Origin of the sequence: Pseudomonas sp. IAC-BECa141 (assembly GCF_020544405.1) — a bacterium.
Lineage (GTDB): Bacteria > Pseudomonadota > Gammaproteobacteria > Pseudomonadales > Pseudomonadaceae > Aquipseudomonas.
The window spans coordinates 218,799-239,995 of record NZ_CP065410.1; the positions used below are offsets into that span (position 1 = coordinate 218,799).

Below are 21,197 nucleotides of genomic sequence, written 5' to 3' on the forward strand. Positions count from 1 at the left end.
GGCGAAGTGTCTTTGAGATAGGGGATCGGGGGTGAAGTTCCGAAGGGTGCGCCCGGGAATCGGGCGCACCGATCAACGGCATCAGGCGGTGGCAGGGCGCAGCGAGTAGGTTTTCAGCTGGTCGGCGAATTCACGCAGGGACTGGATGCCACTGGCCTCCGCCTCGTGTACCCATTCCTTGATGGCAGCGAGCATGTCGTGGCCATTTGCGCTGGTCTTGACCCAGATCTGCTGCAGGGCCAGGCGTTTCTCGTAGATTACCTTCAGCGCCTGGCTGTGCTCGAACATGTTCTGGATGCGCACGTGGTGGCGATCTTCCAGCAGGCTGGTTTCCCGCGACAACAGGCGTTTGGCCCGGTGGAACTGGTGGCGTACCGAATGATCGACCTTGGCCAGCTCCTGCTTCACCAGCGGCCCGATCACCAGCTTGCGGTACTGGGCCATGATCTGGAAGCGGTTGTTGAGGATCGCCATGGCGGTGTCCATGTCCAGGCTGCCCTTGCCTTCGACGCGGTGGGCGATCGGGGCAACGCGCTGGACCTTGGCCAGACGCAGGAAGCTGAAGACCTGGATCCAGGCCCAGCCGAGGTCGAACTCCCACTTCCTGACCGACAGCTTGGCCGAGTTGGGATAGGTGTGATGGTTGTTGTGCAGTTCTTCGCCGCCGATCAGGATGCCCCATGGCACCAGATTGGTCGCCGCGTCGCGGCATTCGAAGTTGCGGTAGCCGACGGCATGGCCCAGACCGTTGACCACACCGGCCGCCCAGACCGGGATCCACATCATCTGGATCGCCCAGATGGTGATGCCGATGGTACCGAACAGCAGCAGGTCGACGACGGCCATGATCGCCACGCCCAGCAGCCGGTAGCGGCTGTAGAGGTTGCGCTCGATCCAGTCTTCGGGGCAGTTCTTGCCGTATATGCGCAGGGTTTCCGGGTTCTGCGCTTCTTCGCGGTACAGCTCGGCACCTTTGCGCAGGACGGTGGACAGACCCTTGACGACCGGACTGTGCGGGTCGTCTTCGGTTTCGCATTTGGCGTGGTGTTTGCGGTGGATGGCGGTCCACTCGCGGGTGTTCTGCGCGGTGGTCAGCCACAGCCAGAAACGGAAGAAATGCTTCAGGCCGGCATTCAGCTCCAGGGAGCGATGGGCCGAGTAGCGGTGCAAGTAGACCGTGACGGCAACGATCGTCACGTGGGTCATCACCAGGGTGACGGCGACCAGTGACCAGGCCGACAAGCCAAGAAAACCTTCGTACCACATAGGCTATAGGGCCCTCGATAAAGAAAAAACAGCCGTTGCATTATCACCAAGCACACAGATAAAACCAGTCGCCCTTTCAGATAAGAGATGGCTGGATGTTTCTTGACTTATAATCCCGACAATTTTGTAGGGACATGGACGGCCGAATGTCTGCCACTTACCGCGATGCCTTGCGTGCAGCGCTGCTTTATCTGGTCCTTGCGGTTGTGTGGCTGCAAGGCACTGGCTATTTATTGAACAGTTTCTTCGATAACTCAGACGAACTGCTGCGCTGGCAACTGATCAACGGCTACGTGTTCGTAGCGCTCAGCGCCGGGTTGATCTTCCTGGCCCGGGCGCGGCTGTTCGAATGCCTGGGCATCGGTGCCCGACTGCGTGAACGCCAGGCGGATCGCGAACGCCTGCGTCAGGCTGCTGCGGTATTCGACTGCACCCGCGAAGGCGTGCTGGTCACGGACCGACAGGGGCTGATCGTCCACGTCAATCGCGCCTTCATGGAAATCACCGGCTATCAACGCGAGGAAGTCATTGGCCAGCAGCCCAGCCTGTTCAAGTCCGGGCACCATCCTCCGGGGTTCTATCAGGCGATGTTCGCCACCTTGCAGACGAAGGACGAGTGGAGCGGCGAAATCTGGAACCGGCGCAAGAGCGGCGAGATTTATCCACAGTGGCAAACCATTCGGGTGATCCGCGACGAGGACGATCGGCTCAGCCATTACGTCGCGGTGTTTTCCGACATCAGCGCCATCAAGGATTCCGAGCACGAGCTCAAGCACCTGGCCCATCACGATCCGCTGACCGACCTGCCCAACCGCCTGCTGTTCAGCGACCGCGCCGAACAGGCGCTGGCATCGGCGCAGACCCACAAGCGCGGTTGCGCGTTGCTGATGATCGACCTGGACCATTTCAAACTGATCAACGACAGCCTCGGCCACACCATCGGTGACCGTTTGCTCAAGGCGGTCGCCGTGCGTTTGCAGGCGTTGTTCGGGACGGGCATCACCCTGGCGCGGCTGGGTGGTGACGAGTTCGCAGTCCTGCTGGAAAGTTGTCCACAGCCGGCGCAGGCGGCGGCGCTGGCCCAACGCATTCTCGATGCGCTCAAGGAGCCGTTCTGCCTCGATGGCCATGAGCTGTTCATCAATGCCAGCCTCGGCATCAGTCTGTTTCCCAGCGATGCATTGAGCGCCGAGCAGCTGTTGCGCAACGCCGATGCGGCGCTGTTCAAGGCCAAGAGCAGTGGCCGCAATGGCTACGCACTGTACACCGAAGAGCTCACGGCTCACGCCCAGCAACGGGTCGAAATCGCCTTTGAACTGCGCCGCGCGCTGGAGCAGCAGGAGCTGCGGGTCTATTACCAACCGGTACACGACCTGAAAACCAGTCGCCTGATCGGCGTCGAAGCCTTGGTGCGCTGGGAACATCCGCAACGGGGCCTGGTGTCGCCGGCGGAGTTCATCCCGATTGCCGAGCGCACCGGGCTGATCTCGGAAATCGACGCCTGGGTCATGCAGCAGGCCTGCCGGCAGATGTGCCAATGGCAGCAGGCGGGAGTCGTGCTGTCGTTTGTCGCGGTAAACGTGTCATCACGCTTGTTTGCCCGCCGCGAGTTGTACGAGCAGGTTGCACAGGTGCTGCACGACACGGGCCTGGATCCGGCCTACCTGGAACTGGAAGTTACCGAAAGCGCGGTGATGGACGATCCGGAAGTCGCGCTGGAACAGATGCATCGTCTGCGCGAGCTGGGCATTCGTCTGGCCATCGATGACTTCGGCACCGGTTATTCGTCGTTGCTGCGGCTCAAGCGCCTGCCGGTGCAGAAGCTCAAGATCGATCAGGGTTTTGTCGCCGGCCTGCCGTGGGACGAGGACGACGCAGCGATCGTCCGCGTGATCATTGCCCTGGCCCGCAGCATGGGCATGCAGGTGCATGCCGAGGGCATCGAGCAGGCGGAACAGGCGGCGTTCCTGTTGGGCCAGGCTTGTGATCTGGGGCAAGGCTATTGGTTCGGGCGGCCGGTCCCGGAAGCGCAAATCGACTGGAACCGGGCGCCTTTGATCGGTTGATGACGGCGTACGGCAGGTTTGCCGGCGGGCGAATCCGCCGCAAACCCTTGCTGCATCACATAATGTTTTCCAGTTATATAAACATTCTTAAATAGTCTTTTTAAGAATATCTGCGCCTCTCTTATATTGCTCCCACGCCGAACGCAGTACCGCCCACTGCCAGGCATATCCCATCCAAAGGAGCAGCACCATGAGCGCATCCCTGCGTAGCGTTGACGGTCAGGACGAAGCCACCATCCTTCGCGAAATCCAGAGCGCCCTGCGCGACCTGCGATTCGGCGCGGTGGAAATCACTGTGCACAACGCCCAGGTGGTCCAGATCGAACGCAAAGAAAAATTCCGCTTGCAGCAACCGGGCAACAAGCCGAGCTGAATCGAAAAAAGATTCCAGCCTGCGCCCGCTCTTGCCGGGGATCAACGCAAGAGTGGGCGCAGGCGGTGATCTTTACAGGCAACCCGATTTTCGAAATTCATAAGAAAAAGCCACCACCAGGAATTCCAGGAGCTTTCACCATGTCGTCGATTCGCCGTTACGCTTTGGCCGCCCTGGCCAGTGCTGTGTTTGCCGGTTCCGCGGTTGCCAAGGATTACGAACTGCTCAACGTGTCGTATGACCCGACGCGCGAGCTTTATCAGGATTACAACGCCGAATTCGTGAAGTACTGGCAGTCGGAACACGCTGGCGACACCGTGAAAATCCAGCAATCCCATGGCGGTTCGGGCAAGCAGGGCCGTGCGGTGATCGACGGTCTGCGCGCCGACGTCGTGACTCTGGCCCTGGCCGGCGACATCGACGAAATCGCCAAGCTCGGCAAGACCCTGCCGGCCGACTGGCAGAAGCGTCTGCCGGAAGCCAGCACTCCGTACACCTCGACCATCGTGTTCCTGGTGCGCAAGGGCAACCCGAAAGGCATCAAGGACTGGGGTGATCTGATCAAGAACGACGTCTCGGTGATAACCCCGAACCCGAAAACCTCCGGCGGTGCACGCTGGAACTTCCTCGCGGCATGGGCCTACGGCCTGAAAGCCAACGGCGGCGACGAAGCGAAAGCCAAGGAATACGTACAGACCCTGTTCAAGCATGTGCCGGTTCTGGACACCGGCGCCCGTGGCTCGACCATTACCTTCGTCAACAACGGTCAGGGTGATGTGTTGCTGGCCTGGGAAAACGAAGCCTTCCTGGCGCTCAAAGAAGATGGCGGCAAGGACAAGTTCGACATCGTCGTGCCTTCGCTGTCGATCCTCGCCGAACCTCCGGTGGCCGTGGTCGACAAGAACGCCGAGAAGAAGGGTAACGAGCAGATCGCCGAAGCCTATCTCAAGCATCTGTACAGCCCGGCCGGTCAGGAAATCGCGGCGAAGAACTTCTACCGTCCGCGTGACAAGGACGTGGCTGCCAAGTACGCCCAGCAGTTCCCGAAACTGGAACTGGTGACCATCGACAAGGACTTCGGCGGCTGGAAAACCGCACAGCCGAAATTCTTCAACGACGGTGGCGTGTTCGACCAGATCTATCAGGCGCAGTAATCTGAAATAAGCTGCAACCGAGCTTTAGTGCCGGACACCCCATGTGGGAGCGAGCTTGCTCGCGAAGGCGGTGTGTCAGACAACGTAAGTGTTGAATGATGCTCCCTCTTCGCAAGCAAGCTCGCTCCCACATTAGTGCGTTCAGCGGAACGTTTTTTAACCAAGGACTTTTATGTCGCGTCGTATCTCCCCCGTCATACCCGGCTTCGGGCTGACGCTGGGCTACACCTTGGTGTACCTCAGCCTGATTGTGCTAATCCCGCTGGCGGCGATGTTCGTCCACGCCGCCCAACTCACCTGGGATCAGTTCTGGACGATCATCTCCGCGCCCCGGGTTCTGGCCGCACTGAAGCTGAGCTTCGGCACTGCGCTGTGCGCCGCGATCATCAACGGCATCATCGGCACGTTGCTGGCCTGGGTTCTGGTGCGCTACACGTTCCCGGGACGCAAGGTGATCGACGCGATGATCGATCTGCCGTTCGCCCTGCCGACCGCGGTGGCCGGTATCGCGCTGACGGCGCTGTACACGCCGACCGGGCTGGTCGGGCAGTTCGCTGCAGACCTCGGTTTCAAGATCGCCTACACCCCGCTCGGGATTACCTTGGCGCTGACCTTCGTGACCCTGCCGTTCGTGGTGCGCACGGTGCAGCCGGTGCTGGCGGACATCCCGCGGGAAGTCGAAGAAGCCGCGGCGTGCCTCGGTGCCAAACCGCTGCAGGTGTTCCGTCACATCCTGCTGCCGGCGCTGTTGCCAGCCTGGCTGACCGGTTTTGCCCTGGCGTTCGCCCGGGGCGTTGGCGAATACGGTTCGGTGATTTTCATCGCCGGCAACATGCCGATGAAAACCGAGATCCTGCCGCTGCTGATCATGGTCAAGCTCGACCAATACGATTACACCGGCGCTACCTCCATCGGCGTGTTGATGCTGGTGGTTTCCTTCGTCCTGTTGCTGCTGATCAACTTGCTGCAGCGGCGCATCGAAACCCCATAAGGAGGCGCGAACCATGTCCCAATCGTCTATTGCGGCCGCTTCCTCGGCCAATGCCGCCCGCCGTGGCAGTGCCACTTCGCGGCGGATTCTGATCGGCCTCGGCTGGCTGATTTTCTTCCTGTTCCTGGTGCTGCCGCTGTTCATCGTGGTGTCGCAGGGATTGAAGAACGGCCTCGGTGCCTTCTTCACTGCGATCTTTGAACCGGATGCCTTGTCGGCGCTGAAACTCACCGTGATCGCGGTGCTGATTTCGGTCCCGTTGAACCTGGTGTTCGGTGTCAGCGCCGCGTGGTGCGTGAGCAAATACTCGTTCCGTGGCAAGAGCATGCTGGTGACGCTGATCGACCTGCCGTTCTCGGTGTCGCCGGTGATCGCCGGTCTGGTCTACGTGTTGATGTTCGGCGCCCAGGGCCTGTTCGGGCCGTGGCTGCAGGATCACGACATCCAGATCGTCTTCGCCCTGCCGGGCATCGTGCTGGCGACGATCTTCGTCACCGTGCCGTTCGTGGCCCGCGAGCTGATCCCGCTGATGCAGGAACAAGGCACTCAGGAAGAGGAAGCCGCGCGTCTGCTCGGCGCCAACGGCTGGCAGATGTTCTGGCACGTGACCGTCCCCAACATCAAGTGGGGCCTGATCTACGGCGTGGTGTTGTGTACTGCGCGGGCCATGGGTGAGTTCGGCGCGGTGTCGGTGGTTTCCGGGCACATTCGCGGGGTGACCAACACCTTGCCGCTGCATGTCGAGATCCTCTACAACGAATACAACCACGTGGCCGCGTTCGCCGTGGCGAGTCTGTTGCTGATCCTGGCGCTCTTCATCCTGCTGCTCAAGCAGTGGAGCGAAAACCGTATCAACCGCCTGCGCGCCAGCGCCGCGGAGGAATAATTCATGTCGATCGAAGTGCGTAACGTCAGCAAGAATTTCAATGCGTTCAAGGCGCTGGACAACATCAGCCTGGACATCCAAAGCGGTGAGCTGGTGGCGCTGCTCGGCCCGTCCGGCTGCGGCAAGACCACCTTGCTGCGCATCATTGCCGGTCTGGAAACCCCGGATAACGGCAACATCGTGTTCCACGGTGAAGACGTTTCCGGCCACGACGTGCGGGATCGCAACGTCGGGTTCGTGTTCCAGCACTACGCCCTGTTCCGCCACATGACCGTGTTCGACAACGTCGCGTTCGGCCTGCGCATGAAGCCGAAAAACCAGCGCCCGAGCGAAAGCCAGATTGCGACCAAGGTTCACGAGCTGCTGAACATGGTGCAACTGGACTGGCTGTCGGATCGTTATCCGGAGCAACTGTCCGGCGGTCAGCGTCAACGTATCGCCCTGGCCCGTGCCCTGGCGGTAGAGCCGAAAGTGCTGCTGCTCGACGAGCCGTTCGGCGCCCTCGACGCCAAGGTGCGTAAAGAGCTGCGCCGCTGGCTGGCGCGCCTGCACGAAGACATCAACCTGACCTCGGTATTCGTGACCCACGACCAGGAAGAGGCAATGGAAGTGGCCGACCGAATCGTGGTGATGAACAAGGGTGTGATCGAGCAGATCGGCTCACCGGGCGACGTCTACGAAAACCCGGCCAGTGATTTCGTCTACCACTTCCTTGGCGACTCGAACCGTCTGCATCTGGGCGATGACAATCACGTGCTGTTCCGCCCCCACGAAGTGTCGCTGTCGCGGCATGAGCTGGAGGATCACCACGCCGCTGAAGTCCGCGATATCCGGCCGCTGGGCGCGACCACGCGGGTGACGTTGAAGGTTGAGGGGCAAACCGATCTGATCGAGGCGGAAGTGGTGAAGGATCACGACAGCCTGACCGGGTTGGCGAAGGGTGAGACGTTGTTCTTCAAGCCGAAGGTCTGGCAGAAAGTCGCCAACGTTTGACCTCGCGCGTTCCCACGCTCCGCGTGGGAACGCCGCTATGGACGCTCCGCGTCCACTGCGACGCGGAGCGTCACGGGATTCATTCCCACGCAGAGCGTGGGAACGAGCGACAGTTTTTCAGCGAACACGACATTTGTGAACGACTGGATCCCTGTGGGAGCGAGCTTGCTCTCGAAAGCGGCCTACACAGCGGCCCTGTTCGGATTGACCCGCACCACACCCGCCCGCGCTTCGATCTGTTCTTTCAGCTCATGCCGCATCCCGAGCATGAACGCCAGTTCAGCCACCACAAACAGCGGCCCGACAATCAACCCGCTCAAGTCATCGACAAACGCCGGTTTGCGCCCCTCGTAGTGGTGACCGACAAACTGGATCACCCAGCCGATCACAAACATCGCCAGACCGCTGCTGAGCCAGACCATGGTGCTCTGCTGCGCCAGGACGTGCCCGGCCCAGACCGATAGCCCCATGAGTGCGGTCATCAACACCCCGAGCATTAGTTCCAGGCGCAGGTAAAACCACGCCGACGCAAGGGCGGCAGCCACCGCCGGGGAAATCCACAATCCGCCCACCGACCATTCCGGCCGCGACAACAGCACAGCCACCGCCACTACGATCAGCGGGATCCCGATAAAGTGGCTGGCGATGTTGCGCGGGTCACGGTGGTAAGCGGCGTATTGACTCAAATGATCGACGAGGCTTTTCATTGTTGTTCCTCCTGTAGGGTGATCGAATCATGCCCCGGGTTCACGGCTCGCTCTGTCAGGCAGGCGACAATCTTTAGGAGAACGCATGGAAAAGGTCTGGCGCGAGCGCCTGTTGACCGGGCAATGGTTCAGTCATCTGCCTTCGTCCTTTCAGAATAGTCTGCTGGCGGCGGCAAAGGAGCGGCGGCTGGCGGCGGGGCAGCGGCTGTTCCAGCGCGGTGATGCGCCGTGCGGGCTGTACGCGGTGCTCGATGGCGCGGTACGCATCGGCGCGGTCAGCGAGCAGGGCAAAGAGGCGTTGCTGAGCCTGGTGGAAGCGCCGCACTGGTTCGGCGAAATATGCCTGTTCGACGGCCAGCCCCGCACCCATGATGCTTATGCGGTCGGCCCGTGTCTGTTGCTGAATATCCCGCAAGCCACACTGCTGAAATTGCTCGACGAGCAACCCGTCTACTGGCGGCATCTCGCATTGTTGATGAGCCACAAACTGCGCCTGACCTTCATCAACCTCGAACAGCTGAGCCTGCTGCCGGCCCCGGCGCGTCTGGCTCATCGCTTGCTGATGATCGCTGAAGGCTACGGCGAACTCGACCCGCCGCGCCGCGTGCTGCAACTGCCTCAGGAACAGCTGGCGTCGATGCTGTCGCTGTCGCGGCAGACCACCAACCAGATTCTCAAGGAGTTGCAGGGGCAGGGGATTATCGGCTTGAGTTATGGCGAAATCGAAATCCTCGACACTGATCGCCTGCGGGCACTTGCCACACTTTAGTGTTCACTACTATCCCTGTGGGAGCGGGCTTGCCCGCGATTGGGGGCTGTCAGTTGTCCTCTATGTCGATTGACACGACGCCATCGCGGGCAAGCCCGCTCCCACAGGGGAATTGTATGTGGCTTACGAGCCGCGATAGGTCGAGAAGCCATAAGGGCTCAGCAGCAGTGGGATGTGATAGTGCTGATCCGTCTGCTTCACTTGAAAAATCACCGGAATCTCCGGGAAAAACGTTTCGTGCTTCGCCTTCTCGAAGTACTCGCCGGTCTTGAACACCACCCGATATTCACCCGCCTCGAACGGTTTGTTCGCCGGGAACAATTCGGCGATCCGTCCCTGTTCATTGGTGGTGCCCTGCGCCAGCGGCTGCCAGTTCTGGCCGACGTGACGCTCCAGCGTCACGTTGATGCCCGGCGACGGCAGGCCGTTTTCCAGATTGAGCACGTGCACGCTCAGCGGGTTGCCGGCGGCCAGTGTCAGGCTCGAAAAAGCACTCAGGCCGAGCGCGGCGAAAGTGATGCGCAGTGGGGTCATGGTGATGCTCCTGGGTTCAAGTACGGTTGATGGACAGGCCGACGATGTCGGCAGCCTTGATTGCGCAGGTTTCGTCCTGCTCGCCGCCGCCGGAACCGGCCACGCCCATGGCGCCGACCAGTTCTTTTTCGGCGAATAGCGGAATGCCGCCGCCGAGCAGCAGCAACTCATCAAGGGTGTTGAGGTTGGCGGTTTCCGGATTGCTGCGGGCGCGCTCGGCGAACAGCCGGGTCGGGGTTTTCGTCGACAGCGCGGTGTAGGCCTTGCGTTGGCTGGCGGCGGTGTTATGCGGGCCGATACCGTCGCCGCGCAAGGTCACCAACAGGTTGCCGCCACGGTCGAGCACCGACACCGTGGCGGTGCAGTTTTCCAGCGCCGCGTCGGCCAGCAGCCGCGCGGTTTTCAGATCGAGATCAGCGTGACGGGGCAGCTCAGGCGTGGCGTGCGCCGCGCCGCTGAGGCCGATCGCGAGGCTGGCAAGCAGGTATTTGACGGACATGGGCAGGCTCCAAAAGCGAAGGCCGTCACCTTATCCGCCGGTCCCCGTCGAAACCTCGTCAGTCGGATTACAAGTTTGTAATGGGCAACACGGTCGAAGGAGCCTAGCCTGTGTCTCTGATCAATCGAGGTGTGCCATGCGTTTGCTGGTCGTAGAAGATGAAGCCAAAACCGCGAATTTCCTCGCCAAAGGGCTGGGCGAGTCGGGTTTCGCCGTGGACGTGGCACTCAATGGCCTCGACGGGCGCTACTTCATCGAGCAGCAGGAATACGACCTGATCATCCTCGACGTGATGCTGCCGGGCCTCAACGGCTGGCAATTGCTCCAGCTGATCCGTCAGCGCGGCGCCACGCCGGTGCTGTTCCTGACGGCGAAGGATGCCATCGAAGACCGCGTGCGCGGCCTCGAACTGGGGGCCGATGACTATTTGCTCAAACCGTTCGCCTTTGCCGAATTGCTGGCGCGGGTGCGCACGTTGTTACGACGCGGGCCAATGCGTGAGGCCGAGTCGTACAGCATCGCCGATCTGGAAATCGACGTGCTGCGCCGCCGCGTCAGTCGGGGCGGCCAGCGCATCGCCCTGACCAACAAGGAATTCGCCCTGCTGCATCTGCTCGCCAGCCGCCAGGGCGAAGTGCTGTCGCGCACGCTGATCGCTTCGCAAGTGTGGAACCTGAATTTCGACAGCGACACCAACATGGTCGAAGTCGCGGTGCGTCGCTTGCGTTCGAAAGTCGATGATCCGTACATGCCCAAACTGATCCACACCGTGCGCGGAGTCGGCTATCAACTCGAAGCCCCCGACGATGCGCGCTAGATCCATCGCCTGGCGCCTGGCCCTGGCGTTCGCTGCCGTCTGCGCGCTGGTACTCAGCGCGATCGGCGTGTTCCTGTATCGCTCGCTGGCCTCGGAAATCGCCTGGCGCGACGACATGGCGTTGCTCGGTCGCCTGGAACAGGTGCGCGCGCTGCTCGCCGACAGCGACAGCCTAGACGCCTTGCAGGCGCGGCCACGGCTTTACCAGAACATGCTGGGCAACCTCGACAGTCTGCTGCTGGTGCAACGCGCGGACGGCTCGAATGTGATCACGATCAACCCTCGTCAGCGCGAACTGCCGTCCATACAGGCCATTGCGCGAGAGCAGCCGCCGCAACGCCGCGATGTGCTGACCTGGCAAGCGGCGGACGGTGTCGAGCTGGCGCTGTTGTCAGGTCAGGCTCAAGGTCCGAACGGTGAAGCGCTGACCGTGATTGCTGGCAAGGTCTTGAGCGAGCGCGAGCAGATGCTAGGCAGCTATCGGCTGCGCTTGTATCTGGCGGTCGGGCTGGGTGCCGTGCTCGCCTTCACGCTGGGCCTGGTGCTGCTGCGCCGAGGTTTGCGGCCTCTGCGCAAGCTGAGTGAAGCGCTGCGCGGCATCGACCTGCGCAGCCTCGATCAACGCGTTCCCACCGCCGGCACGCCAGCGGAATTGCTGGAACCGGTGCACGCGCTGAACGGCATGCTGGTACGGCTGGACGATGGCTTCCAGCGCCTCTCACAGTTTTCCGCCGACCTCGCCCATGAAATCCGCACGCCCCTGCACACCTTGCTCGCGAGCAACGGCCAGGCACTCAATTACCCGCGCAGCAGCGCCGAGTATCAGGAAGTGCTGGCGTCGAACATGGAGGAGTTCGAGCGGCTCAAGCGCATGGCCGAAAACCTGATGTTTCTCGCCCGCGCCGAGCAGGCCGAGCGAGCGCTCGATCTGCGCACGCTGGAACTGCACGACATCGGCGATGAGTTGTGCGACTACTTCGAAGCCCTGGCCGACGACCGGGGAATCCGCCTCGAAAACACGTTCAGCGGAGAATTGCTGGCCGATCAGCAACTGCTGCAACGCGCCTTGGGCAATCTGTTGGCCAACGCCGTGCGCCATGCCGACGCCGGTTCGATCATCAGCCTGCGCCGGCGCGACGAACCAGGCATGTGCTGGCTGCAAGTCCACAACCTCGGCCCGGTCATCGCGCAGGAGCATCTGGACAAACTGTTCGACCGCTTCTACCGCGTCGACCCGTCCCGCGCGCAGCCTGGAGATTCCGGCGGCTTGGGACTGGCGATCGTGCAGTCGATCATGCAGTTGCATGGAGGGCGGGTGCGGGTCAGCAGTGGTGCAACGGGTACGGTGTTTGAGCTTGGATTTGCAGCGATCTGAATGGCCTCTTCGCGGGCAAGCCTGCTCCCCCACTAGTCGAGGTGTGACACAGGGTTTTTGTACGCCCCAATCCTTGTGGGAGCGGGCTTGCCCGCGAAGAGGCTGGTCGATTCAGTACAAGTTCCGGCCCCTTCAACGCAACTGATCCCGAAACTGCCCCGGCGTCATTCCCGTCCAGCGCTTGAACGCGCGGCTGAAGCTGCTCGTATCGGCAAACCCCAGCAGATAACTGACCTCACTCAGCGAGCATTGCGGATCGCGCAGGTGCAGCAGCGCGAGGTTCTCGCGGCTTTCATTCAATAGCGTATCGAAGCGACAACCCTCGTCCGCCAGGTGCCTTTGCAGGCTGCGCAGGCTCAGGTGCAGGGCCTGGGCGATGCGTTCGGCGCTGGGTTCGCCTTCGGGCAGTTGTTCTTCGATGGCGTCGCGCACCTTGCGCTCCCAGGTCAGCGGCTTGAGCTGAGCGAGGGTGCGTTTGAGCACGGCTTCGTTGTGCTCGGCCAGTTCCGGGTTGGCATCGTCGAGATGGCTGTCGAAGTCGGCGAGGGCGAATTCGATGCGGTCTTCTTCGGCGGAAAAATGCACGGGTGCGCGGAACACCTTGTGCCATTGATGCGCGTCAGCGGGTTCCGGGCGGCGCAGGTACACCGCCAGCGGCGCGTAGTCGCGGCCGAGGCGATTGCGGCAGGTGCGCACGTAGATTGCGGCGAAGGCGTCGATGGCCTCGAAGGCGGGCGCCGGGTTGTCCGCCGGGATTTTCAGGCGAAACCGATAGCGGTCTTCGGTGCGGGTCAGCTCCAGTTCCAGCGCGTCGCTGACCACCTGGTGATAACGCACGATCCGCTCGAACACTTCCCGCAGGCTGCCGCTGGCCACCAACGCGTAGCCCAGTGCGTGAAATGTCGTAGGGCTGACGAACCGCGAAACCCGCAAACCGATCGCCGGATCACCGCTGACCTGCACCGCGATTTCCCACAGGCGTGTCGTCGCGGATAGCGGGTAGCGGGCGTTCGGGTCGTCCATCAGTTGCGGATCGAGCCCGGCCTGCTGGCACAGGGCAGTGCTGTCCAGCCCCAGCGCGTCGAGTTGCTTGCGCAGGGCACGGGTCCAGCTGGCGAGAGAAGTCGGTTCCTTCATGCTGGTTGGCGCTTCCGGTCAACAGGTTGGCGTTCTCGGCTACCGCGTTCGGAACCCGCGCGGGGCAGGATGCGAACATCAATAACCAGAGGATGGAAGCATGGACCGTACTTCTGCAAGTCCCCGGCGACACAATGCTGCCCAGCGATCAGCGCATATTCGCGAAGTGGTGCTGGCCAAGGGCGTCGAGCTGCGCGAGCGCTACCCGATTCTCAAGCATCAGGACGCCCTCGGTGCGGGGATTCTGGCGTTTGCCCTGGCCGGGATGATCGGTTCGGCGGCGCTCTACATCACCGGGCACATGGCAGGGTGGGCGTGCCTGTTGCTCAACGCGTTTTTCGCCTCGCTGACCCACGAACTCGAGCACGACCTGATCCACAGCATGTATTTCCGCAAACAGCGCGTGCCGCACAACCTGATGATGGGCCTGGTGTGGCTGGCGCGGCCGAGCACGATCAACCCGTGGATTCGTCGCCATTTGCACCTCAATCACCACAAGGTGTCCGGCACTGAAACCGACATGGAAGAACGCGCGATCACCAACGGCGAACCCTGGGGTTTTGCGCGGTTGCTGATGGTGGGTGACAACGTGATGTCGGCGTTCATCCGCATGCTGCGGGCCAAGACCTGGGCGCATAAATTCAGCATCATCAAGCGCTCACTGAAGGTCTACGCGCCGTTGGCGCTGGTGCATTGGGGCGCGTGGTATGTGTTTCTCGGGTTTCATGCGGCCAACGGAATTGCTGACTTGATGGGTTCACCGATTGAATGGTCAGCGACCACGTTGTCGGTGATGCAGGTGATCGATATCGCCGCCGTGGTGATCATCGGCCCGAACGTGTTGCGCACGTTTTGCCTGCACTTCATCAGTTCGAACATGCATTACTACGGGGATGTGGAGCCGGGTAACGTTCTTCAGCAATGCCAGGTATTGAACCCTTGGTGGCTGTGGCCGTTGCAGGCGTTCTGCTTCAACTTCGGCAGCAGCCACGGGATTCATCATTTTGTGGTGAAGGAGCCGTTTTACATTCGCCAGTTGACGGTGCCGGTGGCGCATAAGGTGATGCGGGAGATGGGGGTTCGTTTCAATGATTTCGGGACGTTCGGGCGGGCGAACCGGTTTGTTCGCAAGGATGAAGCAGAGGTGCAAGAAAACGCACGTACAGCCCGGGCTTGATGGTGAGTTTGCGGGCCTCTTCGCGGGCAAGCCCGCTCCCACAGGGGAATGCATTTCAACTGTGGGAGCGGCGGTGCGACGATTCGACTTGCCCGCGAAGGCGTCAGGTCGGGCAACCTCAATCCGGCTGAAACGGCGAGGCACTCAAAATCACGCCAGTCTCTTCCACATACTTTTGCCAGTGCTCGATCAAGGTGTTGAGCTTGTCCGGCTTACTCGACGCCAGGTCATGAATCTCCCCAGGATCACTCCCCAAGTCATAAAGCTGCCAGGTCGCCGGCCCCACCGGCCCGGGGATCCACACTGCCTTCCACTGACCCTGCCGAATCGCCCGGCGCCCGAACAACTCCCATCCAGTGACGGTGTGTTCGTCATGCACCTGCGCCGTCTCGCCGGACAGGAAACCCAGCCACGATTTCCCGCGCAACGGCGCCACCGGTTTGCCGTGCCACTGCTTGCCGGGATGGCGCACGCCGGCCAGATCGAGGAGGGTCGGCGTGATGTCCATCACCGTGCCGAAACCATGGCTGATCTGCCCCTTGAGCGGCAGCTGCGGATAGTGCAACAGTGCCGGAACGCGAATCCCGCCCTCGGTGGTGAACGCTTTGAACAGGCGTGACGGCGCGGTCGCCACCTGCGCCCAGTTCGGTCCGTACCAGACGTAGGAATTGGCGCGGCCGATGTTGTCGAGGCTGTTGTCGTAATGCTGGTTCAGATAGGTCAGCAATTGCGGGCCGAACTTGGGGAAGGCCTCCAGCAGCGCGCCTTCGGCACCGTTGTCGGACATGAACAGGATGAAGGTATTGTCGAGCTGGCCCTGCTGGCGCAGGTAGTCGACGACGCGGCCGATGTTCCAGTCCATGCGCTCGACCATCGCGGCGTAGACCTCCATCGCCCGCGCGGAAATGCGTTTTTGTTCATCGCTCAGCGCAGCCCATTGCGCGGTCAGCTGGATCAGCGGATGCGGCTCGACATCCGCTTCGATCAGCCCCAGCAACTTGAGTTTTTCCAGCCGCTCAAGGCGCAGCACTTCCGGCCCCGCGTCGTAGCGGCCACGGTATTTTTCGACGATATCGGCGGGCGCCTGCAACGGCCAGTGCGGCGCGGAAAACGGCAGGTACGCGAAGAACGGCCGGCTCTGGTCACGCTCCTTGAGGTACTGCAACAGCTTGTCGCCGAAGGCGTCGGAGGAATAGAAATCCTTCGGCAATTCGTCGATGAACGTGTCGTCCTCGATGTACAGCGCCGGGGTGGATTTCAGCAGGCCGGGCGTGTGCTCATCGTAGGTCGGTTCGAATCCGTAGTGGTTGGCCGCACCAGGCAGCAGCGAGAACGAACGCTCGAAACCACGGGCGTGGGGCGCCAGTTCGGCGGTCAGGCCCAGGTGCCATTTGCCGCTCATCAAGGTCTGGTAACCGGCTTCGCGCAGCAACTCCGGCAACGCGACGACACGGTCGTTGAGGTAACCCTCGTAGCCCGGTTTGCCGATCAGATCCGGGGTCAACGCTTCGGCCATGGTGCCGATGCCGGCGATGTGGTGATCGGTGCCGGTAAGCAGCATCGAGCGGGTCGGTGAGCAGGTCGGTGCGGTATGAAAGTCGGTCAGGCGCAGACCGTTGTTGGCCAGGGCATCGAGGTTCGGCGTGGCGATTTCGCCGCCAAAAGCACCGATGTCGGAGAAGCCGAGGTCATCGGCCAGAATCACCAGAAAGTTGGGACGTTGCGGCATCAACAGGCTCCTGTTCAGCAGGCAATGAACGACAACGGCAGATCACGGATCTGTACCGGTGCGCTCGGTTGGTAATGATCGTCACTGGTCAGTTCGTGCAGCAGCTCTTCGCGCAACTGATGGAAGTCAAAACTGCTGCGCTGGCGTGGATGGGGCAGGGTGATGCCCACCACCTGTTTGATCCGGCCCGGGCGTGGCTCCATCACCACTACGCGATCAGCGAGGAAAATCGCTTCCTCGACATCGTGGGTGACCAGAATCGTGGTGATTTTTGCCCGTTCACGAATCGCCAGCAGTTCGTCCTGCATCTGCTGGCGGGTCAGTGCGTCGAGGGCACCGAAGGGTTCGTCGAGCAGCAAGATCCGCGGGCTTGCCACCAGCCCGCGAGCGATCGCCACGCGCTGGGCCATGCCGCCGGAGAGTTGATGCGGATAGGCGCGAGTGAAATCGCGCAGCCCCACCAGCTCGATGAAGTCGTTGATGCGCTGCTGTTTTTCGGAGGCAGCCAGCGGCTCATTGACCAGGCCCAGACCGATGTTGTCGGCGACCGTCAGCCACGGGAACAAACGATGTTCCTGAAACACGATGCCGCGCTCGCCGCCGATGCCGTTGACGGCTTTGCCATCGACTGTGATCTGCCCGCGAAATTGCGTATCGAGGCCCACCAGCAAGCGCAGCAGGGTGGATTTGCCGCAGCCGCTGGAACCGACGATGGCGACGAACTCGCCCTCCGCAATGTCGAGGTTGAACTCGCGAATCGCCTCCAGTTCGAAGCCGTCGACGTCGAAGGATTTGCCTACATGGTTGAAGCTGACAATCGGTGCGTTCATGCGTGTCTCCAGCGGGTGGCGCGGATTTCCAGGCGTTGGCCAATGAGGTTGAGCAGGGCGCCAGTGAGGCCGACCAGCAGCATCCCGGCCATGATCAGGTCCATGCGCAGCAGTTGTTGGGCGCCGATCATCTGGCTGCCGATGCCGCCGTTGGACGGCATGAAGTATTCGGCGCCGATGGTGCCGAGCCACGCGTAGATCAGACTCAGGCGCAGGCCGGCGAAAATCCCCGGCGCAGCGCCCGGCAACACCAATCGACGCAGGCGTTGAGCGAGGCTCAGGCGCAGTACTTGTGCGGCTTCGTTGAGCTGCGGTGAGAGGTTGGCGACGCTGCGTTGGGTCGCGACAAACAACGGAAAGAAAGCGGCGAGGGCGACGAACACCCACTTCGCCAGTTCGCCCAGACCGAACCAGGCGGTGAGCAGCGGCACCCAGGCGAAAATCGCGATCTGGCGCAGGGCGGCGAGGGTCGGACCGAGTACGCGCTCGCTGGTCCGTGACAGACCCAGCAACAAGCCCAGCACGAGGCCGAGGCCGCCGCCAATCAGCAAGCCGCCGAGGGTGCGGCCCAGGCTCAGGGCCATACCTGAAATCAACGTGCCGTCTAGCAATCCGTTTTTCGTCGCCTCAAGCACTGCCCACGGGCTGACCAGAATGTTGGCATCGATCCATTGCTGATCGACCGCCAGTTGCCACAGCGCGAACAGCGCCAGTGGCAACAGCCACGGCTGCACGCGCTGCCAGCCTTCATAGCGTGGGCCGCGACGAATTTCTGCCGTGGCGGGATGCGGCCAGTGCACCAGTTTCCTGTCCAGCAGGCCGATGCCGCGATCCATCGCCACGCCGATCAGGCCGATCACCACGATGCACACGAACACGATATCGAGCATGAACAATTGACGCGCCCAGACCATCAGGTAACCGATGCCTTCGCTGGAGGCCAACAACTCAACGGCAAGCAACGACGTCCAGCCAGCGGCCAGTGCCAGGCGTATGCCGGCCATGAATGCGGGGAGGGCGGCGGGCAGCACCAGTCGGCGAATCAGCAACCGTGGCGGCAGGCGTAACACGGCGGCGGCTTCGCGCAGTTTCGGTTGCGCGTCACGCACGCCGACCAGGGTGTGCAAGGTAACTGGCACTACGATGGCCTTGACCAGCACCACCAGTTTCAGCGTTTCGCCGATGCCGAAAAAAACCATGAACAGTGGAATCCACGCCAGCGTCGGCACCTGGGCCAGACCGGCGAAAGTCGGGAAGACCAAGCGTTCGAGGCGACGGCTCAAGCCCAGCGCCGCGCCGAGTACCGCGCCGGCGGTAATGCCCGTCAGCAGGCCCCAGAACAGCCGTTGCAGGCTGATCCACAAGTGACTCCACAACTCGCCTTGGGACAGCTCGATCGCGCTGTTCCACACCAGTGACGGCGCCGGCAGGATCTGTTCGCTCATCCATTGATTGCGCGCCGCCAGCCACCACAGGGCGAACAGTCCGAGCGGCAATATCCAGGGTAGAACGCGGTGGCTCAGGCTTGGCCAGGTGCGCCGGCTTTTCAACGGTGGTGCGGCCAGGGGCAGGCTGAGCAGGGATTCACGGGCCATGGTGACCTCCGTTGTCGGGTTGGATCGAGTTAGCGGAATTAGCTGAATAACAATGGTTATAAGCGAGTTTGAAAATAATCATTTTGGAGATAAGCAGCGCCATTTAAGGCCTCCAGCCCTGCGCGCATCCAATGCATTCGAAGAATATTTTCGATGCTCTCCCTGCATACCGCTCTGCATGGCCGGACTTTCCTGGCTTAGCTTGAAAAGCTATAAAAATGTGCTTTTTAAGTATTTAAGTGCTGGCGGGGATTGCGCCTACTTTCGGCTCCTCAATGCCCGCCGTGATCAGGAGCCGTACCCATGAACTTTCGTCTCAAACGTGTCATCAGTCTGTTTGCCGCGCCGGCCCTGGCGGGTCTGCTGGCGTTCTCTGCCCAGGCCGACGAGCTCAAGGAAATCAGGATTGCCGTGCCTGATCTGAGCGCCGGCACCCAGCACAGTGGCGGGGGCATCGTGGACGTGCTGCGCGATCAGCAGATCTTTGAAAAGGCCTTCGCCGATCAGGGCATCAAGATTCAGTGGAGCTTCTTCAAGGGCGCTGGACCGGTGATCAACGAGGCATTCGCCAACGGCCAGGTGGACCTGGCCTATCTCGGAGACCTGGCGGCGATCATCGGCAAGTCCAACGGACTGGATACGCGCCTGCTCAGCGCCAGCGCCCGGGGAGTGAAGCAATACCTCGGCGTGGTGCCGGGTTCCGGGATCAAGACGTTGCAGGATCTCAAGGGCAAGCGCGTGGCGATCTTCCGGGGTACGGCGACCCAGTTGTCGTTTGACGCGGCGCTGGCCAGCGTAGGCCTGAGCGAGAAGGACGTGAAAGTGATCAACCTCGATTTCAACGCAGCGGTGGCGGCGTTGGCGGCGAAGCAGATCGATGCGTCGTGGGGTAGCTCCGGGCTGACTGCATTGCAGGCCAAGGGCCTGGCCGAGTTGCCCCTGAACACCAAGGATCTCGGCGGTGCAGGCAGTGTGCAGTCGGTGCTGGTAGGAACCGGCAAGTTTGTCGATGGGCATCCGGACGCCGTGGCGAAGCTGCTCAAGGCGCAGCAACAGGCAGTGGAGTGGCTGACTCAGGACGGCAACAAGGACGCCTACGTGCAACTGGTCTCGGGGCTGGCGAGCTACCCGCCGGTCATTCTGACCCAGGATCTGAAGGATCAGAACCTGAGTGAAGTGTTCCCCTCGACACTGGATCCTCTGTTCCTCGAAAACCTGCAGGGAAAAGTGGATCTGGCGGCGCAGCAGAAGCTGATCCGCAAGCCGTTCAAGGTGAACGAGTGGGTGGCGCCGGAGCTGGCGGCTGCGAAGCTTTGAGTCATGCGGTCATTCCCGCGCAGAGCGTGGGAATGACCCTCAAACCGCGACGCTGACTTCCTGTTTGTCCACCGCCACCAGCGTCTCGATCATCGCCCGCGCCGCCGGTGACAGCCGGAATCCCGTACGGCTGACGATCCCGCACCGCGCATTCATGCTCTCCAGGTTCTGCGGCAGATTGCGCCAGTGCAGCAGCGCCAGCGAGCCTTGGGCGATGTCCTCGACAAAGGCCTCTTCGGTGCCGACGCCGATCGCGTTGGACTGCAGCACCACTTTCACCAGCGCCGGAAAATGCTCGGTCTCGATGGTCGGTGAGAAATCGATCCGGCCGCTGAGATTCGCCAGCAATTTGCGAATGCCCGGCGGAATCAGCGTGGTCGCCAGCGGGTAGTCGAACATGTCGTTGGTCGACAGGCTTTCCTTGGCCAGCAGCGGATGCCCCGGCCGGCAGAAAAACACTCCGCGCTTGGGAGTCAGCGGCTGGGTCTGGAAGTTCGGGTCGGACTCGAAATGGCGGATGTCGGCGATGAAGAATTCGATCTCCTCGCGGCTCAGGGCGCGGCTGAGTTTTTCCCAGTTATCTACTTGAAAACAGGTGCGCACTTTCGGGTGCGCGTTGATGAATTGCGCCACCGCGTCCGGCACCAGTTTCACCGCTGGCGCCGGGCCGCAACCGAAGTGCAGTTCGCCGGCGTCGAGCTTGGTCATCTGCGTCACTTCGGCGCTGAGCAATGCCGCGCCTTGCACCAGCGTCAGGGCGTGCTGCAGCACCACCTGGCCTTCGGGCGTGGGGCGCAGATCCTTGTTGCCACGATCCACCAGCACACAGCCGAACTCCTGCTCCAGCCCTTGAATACTGCGGCTGAACGCCGGTTGAGTGATGCCCATGGCGTCGGCCGCGCGGACAAAACTGCGGTGTTCGTTGAGGGCGATGAAGTAGCGCAACTGGCGAAGATCCATATGCTTTTCCGGCATCCTAAAA

General features: G+C 61.7%; 20 protein-coding genes. 11 read left to right on the forward strand and 9 right to left on the reverse strand.

The features are described 5' to 3' along the window. Positions 1–81: 81 nt before the first annotated feature. Positions 82–1,266, reverse strand: coding sequence for a delta-9 fatty acid desaturase DesA (gene desA / locus I5961_RS00955; RefSeq protein ID WP_085697965.1), 1,185 nt, complete (start codon positions 1,264–1,266; stop codon positions 82–84). A 146-nt stretch (positions 1,267–1,412) separates the two neighbouring features. Between desA and dibA the strand changes: the two genes are divergently transcribed. From dibA to I5961_RS00985, 6 genes are all read left to right on the forward strand, one after another. After that, positions 1,413–3,332, forward strand: coding sequence for a phosphodiesterase DibA (dibA, locus tag I5961_RS00960; RefSeq protein ID WP_085697966.1), 1,920 nt, complete (start codon positions 1,413–1,415; stop codon positions 3,330–3,332). 190 nt (positions 3,333–3,522) lie between these two features. Beyond that, positions 3,523–3,705: a sulfur starvation response protein OscA gene (gene oscA, locus I5961_RS00965; protein WP_022643503.1), complete on the forward strand. Its 183-nt coding sequence runs from the start codon at positions 3,523–3,525 to the stop codon at positions 3,703–3,705. A gap of 140 nt (positions 3,706–3,845) precedes the next feature. Continuing rightward, a complete protein-coding gene (locus I5961_RS00970) occupies positions 3,846–4,859 on the forward strand; it encodes a sulfate ABC transporter substrate-binding protein (protein WP_085702780.1) in 1,014 nt (337 codons plus the stop codon). Between the two features lie 172 nt (positions 4,860–5,031). Continuing rightward, a complete protein-coding gene (cysT, locus tag I5961_RS00975) occupies positions 5,032–5,850 on the forward strand; it encodes a sulfate ABC transporter permease subunit CysT (protein WP_007952818.1) in 819 nt (272 codons plus the stop codon). Positions 5,851–5,863: 13 nt separating this feature from the next. After that, positions 5,864–6,736 carry a sulfate ABC transporter permease subunit CysW gene (cysW, locus tag I5961_RS00980; RefSeq protein WP_007952817.1) on the forward strand — a complete coding sequence of 291 codons (873 nt, stop codon included), beginning with the start codon at positions 5,864–5,866 and terminating at the stop codon, positions 6,734–6,736. A 3-nt stretch (positions 6,737–6,739) separates the two neighbouring features. After that, on the forward strand, positions 6,740–7,729 hold the full coding sequence (locus I5961_RS00985; protein WP_085697968.1) for a sulfate/molybdate ABC transporter ATP-binding protein: 990 nt from the start codon (positions 6,740–6,742) through the stop codon (positions 7,727–7,729). Between the two features lie 182 nt (positions 7,730–7,911). Here I5961_RS00985 and I5961_RS00990 read toward each other — a convergent pair whose 3' ends face one another. Beyond that, on the reverse strand, positions 7,912–8,436 hold the full coding sequence (locus tag I5961_RS00990) for a DUF962 domain-containing protein (RefSeq protein WP_227234079.1): 525 nt from the start codon (positions 8,434–8,436) through the stop codon (positions 7,912–7,914). 85 nt (positions 8,437–8,521) lie between these two features. Between I5961_RS00990 and I5961_RS00995 the strand changes: the two genes are divergently transcribed. After that, complete coding sequence (locus I5961_RS00995) at positions 8,522–9,205, forward strand: Crp/Fnr family transcriptional regulator (protein WP_227234080.1); 684 nt, start codon at positions 8,522–8,524, stop codon at positions 9,203–9,205. A 123-nt stretch (positions 9,206–9,328) separates the two neighbouring features. Here the strand turns inward: I5961_RS00995 and uraH are convergent, their stop codons facing one another. Together uraH and I5961_RS01005 are read right to left on the reverse strand one after the other, a co-directional pair. Continuing rightward, positions 9,329–9,739 (reverse strand): hydroxyisourate hydrolase, encoded by a 411-nt coding sequence (gene uraH, locus I5961_RS01000; RefSeq protein WP_085697971.1) that lies wholly within the window; start codon positions 9,737–9,739, stop codon positions 9,329–9,331. Between the two features lie 16 nt (positions 9,740–9,755). Continuing rightward, positions 9,756–10,238 (reverse strand): GlcG/HbpS family heme-binding protein, encoded by a 483-nt coding sequence (locus tag I5961_RS01005; RefSeq protein ID WP_227234082.1) that lies wholly within the window; start codon positions 10,236–10,238, stop codon positions 9,756–9,758. 136 nt (positions 10,239–10,374) lie between these two features. On the opposite strand from I5961_RS01005, the gene I5961_RS01010 reads away from it, so the two are divergent. After that, positions 10,375–11,055, forward strand: coding sequence for a heavy metal response regulator transcription factor (locus tag I5961_RS01010; protein WP_085697973.1), 681 nt, complete (start codon positions 10,375–10,377; stop codon positions 11,053–11,055). Beyond that, positions 11,045–12,430 carry a heavy metal sensor histidine kinase gene (locus I5961_RS01015; RefSeq protein WP_227234083.1) on the forward strand — a complete coding sequence of 462 codons (1,386 nt, stop codon included), beginning with the start codon at positions 11,045–11,047 and terminating at the stop codon, positions 12,428–12,430. The genes I5961_RS01010 and I5961_RS01015 overlap by 11 nt, the downstream gene beginning before the upstream one ends. Before the next feature lie 132 nt (positions 12,431–12,562). Here the strand turns inward: I5961_RS01015 and I5961_RS01020 are convergent, their stop codons facing one another. Then, complete coding sequence (locus I5961_RS01020) at positions 12,563–13,567, reverse strand: AraC family transcriptional regulator (RefSeq protein WP_085697975.1); 1,005 nt, start codon at positions 13,565–13,567, stop codon at positions 12,563–12,565. 100 nt (positions 13,568–13,667) lie between these two features. Between I5961_RS01020 and I5961_RS01025 the strand changes: the two genes are divergently transcribed. Continuing rightward, a complete protein-coding gene (locus tag I5961_RS01025; RefSeq protein ID WP_227234085.1) occupies positions 13,668–14,744 on the forward strand; it encodes a fatty acid desaturase in 1,077 nt (358 codons plus the stop codon). A gap of 118 nt (positions 14,745–14,862) precedes the next feature. On the opposite strand, the gene I5961_RS01030 is transcribed toward I5961_RS01025, so the two are convergent. From I5961_RS01030 to I5961_RS01040, 3 genes are read right to left on the reverse strand one after another with little or no spacing between them, the layout of a single operon-like run. Beyond that, on the reverse strand, positions 14,863–16,473 hold the full coding sequence (locus I5961_RS01030; protein WP_227234086.1) for an arylsulfatase: 1,611 nt from the start codon (positions 16,471–16,473) through the stop codon (positions 14,863–14,865). Positions 16,474–16,487: 14 nt separating this feature from the next. Beyond that, on the reverse strand, positions 16,488–17,303 hold the full coding sequence (locus I5961_RS01035) for an ABC transporter ATP-binding protein (protein WP_085702770.1): 816 nt from the start codon (positions 17,301–17,303) through the stop codon (positions 16,488–16,490). Further along, positions 17,300–18,898, reverse strand: a complete 1,599-nt coding sequence (locus I5961_RS01040; RefSeq protein WP_227234088.1) for an ABC transporter permease — start codon at positions 18,896–18,898, stop codon at positions 17,300–17,302. Before I5961_RS01040 ends, I5961_RS01035 begins: the two co-directional genes overlap by 4 nt. A 303-nt stretch (positions 18,899–19,201) precedes the next feature. Between I5961_RS01040 and I5961_RS01045 the strand changes: the two genes are divergently transcribed. Then, positions 19,202–20,215: an ABC transporter substrate-binding protein gene (locus tag I5961_RS01045; protein WP_227234089.1), complete on the forward strand. Its 1,014-nt coding sequence runs from the start codon at positions 19,202–19,204 to the stop codon at positions 20,213–20,215. A 39-nt stretch (positions 20,216–20,254) separates the two neighbouring features. Here I5961_RS01045 and I5961_RS01050 read toward each other — a convergent pair whose 3' ends face one another. After that, complete coding sequence (locus I5961_RS01050) at positions 20,255–21,175, reverse strand: LysR family transcriptional regulator (RefSeq protein WP_085702767.1); 921 nt, start codon at positions 21,173–21,175, stop codon at positions 20,255–20,257. Positions 21,176–21,197 lie beyond the last annotated feature (22 nt).

Excerpts from the sequence above, each read along its gene's own strand:
- I5961_RS00995 (WP_227234080.1), top strand. The coding sequence starts at position 8,522 with ATGGAAAAGGTCTGGCGCGAGCGCCTGTTGACCGGGCAATGGTTCAGT.
- I5961_RS01020 (WP_085697975.1), bottom strand. The coding sequence starts at position 13,567 with ATGAAGGAACCGACTTCTCTCGCCAGCTGGACCCGTGCCCTGCGCAAG.
- uraH (WP_085697971.1), bottom strand. The coding sequence starts at position 9,739 with ATGACCCCACTGCGCATCACTTTCGCCGCGCTCGGCCTGAGTGCTTTT.
- desA (WP_085697965.1), bottom strand. The coding sequence starts at position 1,266 with ATGTGGTACGAAGGTTTTCTTGGCTTGTCGGCCTGGTCACTGGTCGCC.
- cysT (WP_007952818.1), top strand. The coding sequence starts at position 5,032 with ATGTCGCGTCGTATCTCCCCCGTCATACCCGGCTTCGGGCTGACGCTG.
- cysW (WP_007952817.1), top strand. The coding sequence starts at position 5,864 with ATGTCCCAATCGTCTATTGCGGCCGCTTCCTCGGCCAATGCCGCCCGC.
- I5961_RS01005 (WP_227234082.1), bottom strand. The coding sequence starts at position 10,238 with ATGTCCGTCAAATACCTGCTTGCCAGCCTCGCGATCGGCCTCAGCGGC.
- I5961_RS01045 (WP_227234089.1), top strand. The coding sequence starts at position 19,202 with ATGAACTTTCGTCTCAAACGTGTCATCAGTCTGTTTGCCGCGCCGGCC.
- oscA (WP_022643503.1), top strand. The coding sequence starts at position 3,523 with ATGAGCGCATCCCTGCGTAGCGTTGACGGTCAGGACGAAGCCACCATC.
- I5961_RS00985 (WP_085697968.1), top strand. The coding sequence starts at position 6,740 with ATGTCGATCGAAGTGCGTAACGTCAGCAAGAATTTCAATGCGTTCAAG.
- I5961_RS01040 (WP_227234088.1), bottom strand. The coding sequence starts at position 18,898 with ATGGCCCGTGAATCCCTGCTCAGCCTGCCCCTGGCCGCACCACCGTTG.
- I5961_RS00970 (WP_085702780.1), top strand. The coding sequence starts at position 3,846 with ATGTCGTCGATTCGCCGTTACGCTTTGGCCGCCCTGGCCAGTGCTGTG.
- I5961_RS01010 (WP_085697973.1), top strand. The coding sequence starts at position 10,375 with ATGCGTTTGCTGGTCGTAGAAGATGAAGCCAAAACCGCGAATTTCCTC.
- I5961_RS01050 (WP_085702767.1), bottom strand. The coding sequence starts at position 21,175 with ATGGATCTTCGCCAGTTGCGCTACTTCATCGCCCTCAACGAACACCGC.
- I5961_RS01025 (WP_227234085.1), top strand. The coding sequence starts at position 13,668 with ATGGACCGTACTTCTGCAAGTCCCCGGCGACACAATGCTGCCCAGCGA.
- I5961_RS01030 (WP_227234086.1), bottom strand. The coding sequence starts at position 16,473 with ATGCCGCAACGTCCCAACTTTCTGGTGATTCTGGCCGATGACCTCGGC.
- I5961_RS01015 (WP_227234083.1), top strand. The coding sequence starts at position 11,045 with ATGCGCGCTAGATCCATCGCCTGGCGCCTGGCCCTGGCGTTCGCTGCC.
- I5961_RS01035 (WP_085702770.1), bottom strand. The coding sequence starts at position 17,303 with ATGAACGCACCGATTGTCAGCTTCAACCATGTAGGCAAATCCTTCGAC.
- dibA (WP_085697966.1), top strand. The coding sequence starts at position 1,413 with ATGTCTGCCACTTACCGCGATGCCTTGCGTGCAGCGCTGCTTTATCTG.
- I5961_RS00990 (WP_227234079.1), bottom strand. The coding sequence starts at position 8,436 with ATGAAAAGCCTCGTCGATCATTTGAGTCAATACGCCGCTTACCACCGT.